This is a genomic window from Sphingomonas sp. CCH9-F2 (assembly GCF_001556735.1).
GTDB classification, from domain to species: domain Bacteria; phylum Pseudomonadota; class Alphaproteobacteria; order Sphingomonadales; family Sphingomonadaceae; genus Sphingomonas; species Sphingomonas ginsenosidimutans.
In genome coordinates this window covers 1-4,608 of record NZ_LSJO01000021.1, presented here as the reverse complement: position 1 = coordinate 4,608, position 4,608 = coordinate 1, and the positions used below count along the sequence as shown (strand labels likewise).

The 4,608-nt window shown below is 70.3% G+C and carries 5 protein-coding genes; 3 read left to right on the top strand and 2 right to left on the bottom strand.

Annotated features, from left to right (window positions below; genetic code table 11):
- Positions 1 to 35: 35 nt before the first annotated feature.
- Positions 36 to 815 (bottom strand): Coq4 family protein, encoded by a 780-nt coding sequence (locus tag AX685_RS00795; RefSeq protein ID WP_066484367.1) that lies wholly within the window; start codon positions 813 to 815, stop codon positions 36 to 38.
- A gap of 70 nt (positions 816 to 885) precedes the next feature.
- Positions 886 to 2,154 carry a dicarboxylate/amino acid:cation symporter gene (locus tag AX685_RS00790; RefSeq protein ID WP_066484366.1) on the bottom strand — a complete coding sequence of 423 codons (1,269 nt, stop codon included), beginning with the start codon at positions 2,152 to 2,154 and terminating at the stop codon, positions 886 to 888.
- Between the two features lie 69 nt (positions 2,155 to 2,223).
- Between AX685_RS00790 and glmM the strand changes: the two genes are divergently transcribed.
- The 3 genes from glmM to thiD all read left to right on the top strand — a co-directional run.
- Complete coding sequence (gene glmM / locus AX685_RS00785; RefSeq protein ID WP_066484365.1) at positions 2,224 to 3,561, top strand: phosphoglucosamine mutase; 1,338 nt, start codon at positions 2,224 to 2,226, stop codon at positions 3,559 to 3,561.
- Between the two features lie 141 nt (positions 3,562 to 3,702).
- Positions 3,703 to 3,927 (top strand): DUF1272 domain-containing protein, encoded by a 225-nt coding sequence (locus tag AX685_RS00780; protein WP_066484364.1) that lies wholly within the window; start codon positions 3,703 to 3,705, stop codon positions 3,925 to 3,927.
- Positions 3,927 to 4,608 (top strand): bifunctional hydroxymethylpyrimidine kinase/phosphomethylpyrimidine kinase (gene thiD / locus AX685_RS00775; protein WP_231738483.1); only part of this gene is annotated, 682 nt, incomplete at its 3' end. The genes AX685_RS00780 and thiD, both read left to right, overlap by 1 nt.

The following is a 4,608-nucleotide window of genomic DNA, read 5'->3' as shown; positions in this document are numbered from 1 at the left end:
GGGACTGAGCCGCCCCCGCGCGCCGGCCGTCACGGTCAGGCCGCGAGCGCTGCGCCTTCCTTGCGCGCCTTCAGGAACTCGGCCATCGCGGGGCCGAGCTCGCGCTGCGCGCGGCGGTAGAGGACCGGTTCGCGGATGCCGAGCCGCGCGCGCGCCGCGTCGATCGGTTCGTGCATCAGCGTCAGATAATCCTCGCCCTGCAGCCACTTCGCGGCGCGGCCGTGGCGATATCCCTCCCACACCGCCTTGGCGAACAGCGTGTTCTTCGCGACCTTCAGGCTTTTGAGCGCGGCGGCGGTGCCGATCAGTGCCCAGCCGAGGCCGCCGACCTGCGCGAAGCTGAACGCGACCAGCGCGGCCTCGCCCATCGGCTCGTCCGCCTGATAGCCGGTCAGGACGTGCCAGATATCGTGCGTGTCGCGGATGCGCCGGCCCATCCAGGTATAGGGATGGTCGAACCCCTCCGGATCGCCTTCCAGCTTGCTCACCTCGACCAGGCCGTCGGCGGAATAGCCGGTGCTTTCCAGGAAATGACGATAGGCCGCGCCGACCGTGCCGGGGGCGAAGGAGGCGACGAACGCCGGGTCGCTGAACCGCTGCGCCAGTTCGATCCGGTCATAGGCGATCCGGCCGCCTTTCTCGGTGGCGATCAGGCGGGCGTAATTCTGCGGCGCGTTGCCGACGTTGAGCGCGCGCATGATGCGGAACACCTGCGTCGTATCGTCCGCATCGGCCATCAGCCGGCGCACCGCGTCGAACGCAGTACGCCAATCGCGCCGGCCATCGGTGCCGGGAAGAGGGGGGAGGGTCGCCATAGACTGAAACTCCTACTGACAAAGGTGTCAATAAGTCATTTACGGGGACCGAGTCAAGCGCGGGCGCGGGTCAGTCTGCGGGCAGGTCGGGCGGCGGGGCGTCGTCGTTGTCCAGCCGTGCACGGCGGCGCGACAGGAAGGCGGTGGTGGCGATATCCATCGTGACGTTGCCGACGGTGCGGACGATATCGGGGATCGTTTCCACCGCCACCAGCAGCCCCAGCGGGGCGAGCGGGGCGCCGATCGTCCCCGCAATCGGCGCGATCGCGCTGACGTAGCTGACCGTGCCCGGCAGGCTGACCGAGCCGAGCGAGGTGAGTGTCGCGACGACGACGCCGATCGCCAGCGTCGCGGGCGACAGCGGCACCCCGAACCAGGTCGCGACATAGATGGCGACGGCCAGGTTCATCGCCGGCCCGGTGGCGCGGAAGATCGCGACCGCCAGCGGCAGCGTGACGCCCGCGGTGGCGACCGGCACGCCGAGCGTGCGCGATCCCTCCACCATCGCGGGCAGCGAGGCGAGCGAGCTTTGCGTGCTGATCGCCACCGCCTGCGCCGGCAGTGCGGCGCGCGCGAAGTCCATCAGCCGCAGCCGCGCGCCCAGCAATGCCAGCGGATAGGCGATCAGCGTCACCGCGACGCCCACGCCCGAGACGACCAGGATGTAATGGACCAGCGCCCCGAACGCGCCCGTCCCGGCGCGCGCGCCGACCACCAGCGCCAGCGCGAACACACCGACCGGCGCGATCCACAGCACCCAGTCGATCACCACCAGCATCGCATCGCGCAGCGCGGTAAAGAAGCGCGTCAGCAACGCGCGTTCGTCCGCGCCGATCCGCGCGATCGCGAAGGCGAAGATCAGCGTGAAGATGATGATCGACAGGAAGCTGTTGTCCGCCGCCGCCTTCACGATGTTGGTGGGGACGATCCCGGCGAAGAATTCGCCCAGCGGGGCGACCGGGGGCACCGCCTCCGCCGTCGACAGCGCGCGGCGCAGCGCGTCGGCCGAAGCGACGGGCAGCGGCACGATCGACAGGATCAGCGGCGTCAGCAGCGCCGCGACGCTGGCCGAAACCGCCAGCAGCGTGACGTAGAGCGCGATCGCGCGCGCCGCCAGCCGCCCGGCGCGCGCCGCCTCCGCGGTGGCGGCCACACCGGTGACGAGCAGCGCGACCACCAGCGGGACGATCGTCATCTGCAGCGCGTGGAGCCAGGCGGTGCCGATCGGCTCGGCGAAGGCGGTCGCGCCGGGCACCACCGCGGGCGCGAGGGCGGCGAGCGCGATCCCGGCGAACAGCCCGGCCAGAAGCGCGACAAGGATACGTGAGGCTTGTGTCATCTGCCGGTAATCGCGCTTTCACAGGCAAGTCGCTAGGGAGTAAGCAAAGCGGAGCGAACGGAAGGCGTGATGGCAAGGAAATATTTCGGCACCGACGGGATTCGCGGGCTGACCAACAGCGGCGCGATGACCGCGGCGATGGCGATGAAGGTGGGGATGGCGGCGGGCCGCCACTTCCTGCGCGGGCATCACCGGCACCGCGTGGTGATCGGCAAGGACACCCGCCTGTCGGGCTATATGCTGGAAAGCGCGTTGCAGGCCGGCTTCACCAGCGTGGGCATGGACGTGACGTTGGTGGGGCCGATGCCGACCCCGGCGGTGGCGATGCTGACCAAGTCGATGCGCGCGGACATGGGCGTGATGATCTCCGCCAGCCACAATCCCTTCGCCGACAACGGCATCAAGCTGTTCGGTCCCGACGGGTTCAAGCTGTCGGACGAGGACGAGATGGCGATCGAGGCGGCGCTGGACGCCGACGTGCCGCTGGCCGCGCCGGGCGAGATCGGCCGCGCCAAGCGGATCGACGACGCGCGCGGGCGCTATATCCACTTCGCCAAGTCGACCTTTCCCAACGACCTGCGGCTGGACGGGATGCGCGTGGTCGTGGATTGCGCGAACGGCGCCGCTTACCAGGTCGCGCCCGAGGCCTTGTGGGAACTGGGCGCCGACGTGGTGCAGATCGGGGTCAATCCCAACGGCCTCAATATCAACGACCAGATCGGATCGACCCATCCCGAGGCGCTGGCCACCAAGGTGGTGGAGGTGCGCGCCGACATCGGCATCGCGCTGGACGGCGATGCCGACCGGCTGATCGTGGTCGATGAAAAGGGCCGCGTGATCGATGGCGACCAGTTGATGGCGGCGATCGCCGGCGGCTGGGCGCGTGCCGGGCGATTGCAGGGCGGCGGGCTGGTCGCCACGGTCATGTCGAACCTGGGGTTGGAACGGCATCTGGCGACGCAGGGGCTGGAACTGATCCGCACCAAGGTGGGCGACCGCTACGTCCTGGAGGCGATGCGGCGGCAGGGGTATAATGTCGGCGGCGAGCAATCGGGGCATATCATCCTGTCCGACTATGCCACCACCGGCGACGGGCTGGTCGCGGCGTTGCAGGTGCTGGCCGAGATCCGCCGTTCGGGCGAGCCGGCGAGCCGCGTGCTGCACCGCTTCGACCCGCTGCCGCAGCTGCTCAAGAACGTGCGCTTCGCCGGCGGCAAGCCGCTGGAGGCGGACAGCGTCAAGACCGTGATCGCCGCCGCAGAGGCCGAGTTGGCGGGGAGCGGCCGGCTGGTGATCCGCCCGTCGGGCACCGAGCCGGTGATCCGCGTGATGGCCGAGGGCGACGATCCGGCGGTGGTCGAGCAGGTGGTGGATCGCATCTGCGAGGCGGTGCGCAAGGCGGCGTGACACCCTACGTCATCCCAGCGCAGGCTAGGATCTTGCGCGGCTAGGGCGGCGCGCCGGCCGCAGGAGACCCCAGCCTTCGCTGGGGTGACGGTGCATGGCATTGGGGTGACGGCCGGGCCGCGACCCGGTAGAGCGCACCCCATGCTGGAGATGCGACCCGATTGCGAGCGTTGCGGCGCCGATCTGCCCGCCGATGAGGGCGGCGCGTTCATCTGTTCGCTCGAGTGCACGTTCTGCGCCGATTGCGCCGACGACATGGACGAGCGCTGCCCGAACTGCGGGGGCGAATTGCTCGACCGGCCGGCGCGGGTGGGCAAGGCGCTGGTGAAGAACCCGGCATCGACCGTGCGGTATTTCAAGGGATGATGCCGCGCGTCCTGATCGTCGCGGGGTCCGATTCGGGCGGCGGCGCGGGTATCCAGGCGGATATCAAGGCGGTGACGATGCTGGGCGGTCATGCGATGACCGCGATCACCGCGATCACCGCGCAGAACACGTTGGGGGTGGAGGGCGTCCACGCCATCCCGCCGGCGATGGTGGTGCAGCAGATGGCGTGCGTGGCCGCCGACATCGGCGTCGATGCGGTCAAGATCGGGATGCTGGGTGGCCCGGCGATCGCGGCGGCGGCGGCGGAGGAACTGGCCAGCGGCCTGTATGACGCGCCGGTGGTGCTCGACCCGGTGATGATCGCGACCAGCGGCGCGGTGCTGGCCGACGATGCCACGATCGCGGCGATGGAGCGGCTGGCGCGGCGCGCGACGCTGGTGACCCCCAACCTGCCCGAACTGGCGGCGCTGTGCGGGGCGGAGGCGCTGACCGATCCGGCGCGCGCGGCGACCGACTATGCCGCGCGGATGCGCACCGCGGTGTTGGTGAAGGGCGGCCATGCGACCGGCGACACGGTGGTCGACCGCCTGTTCGATGCCGATGGCGAAATCGCGCGCTGGGAACATCCGCGCATCGCGACGCGCCACACGCACGGCACCGGCTGCACGCTGGCCAGCGCGATCGCGACCGGGCTGGCGGCGGGAATGGCGATGCCCGCCG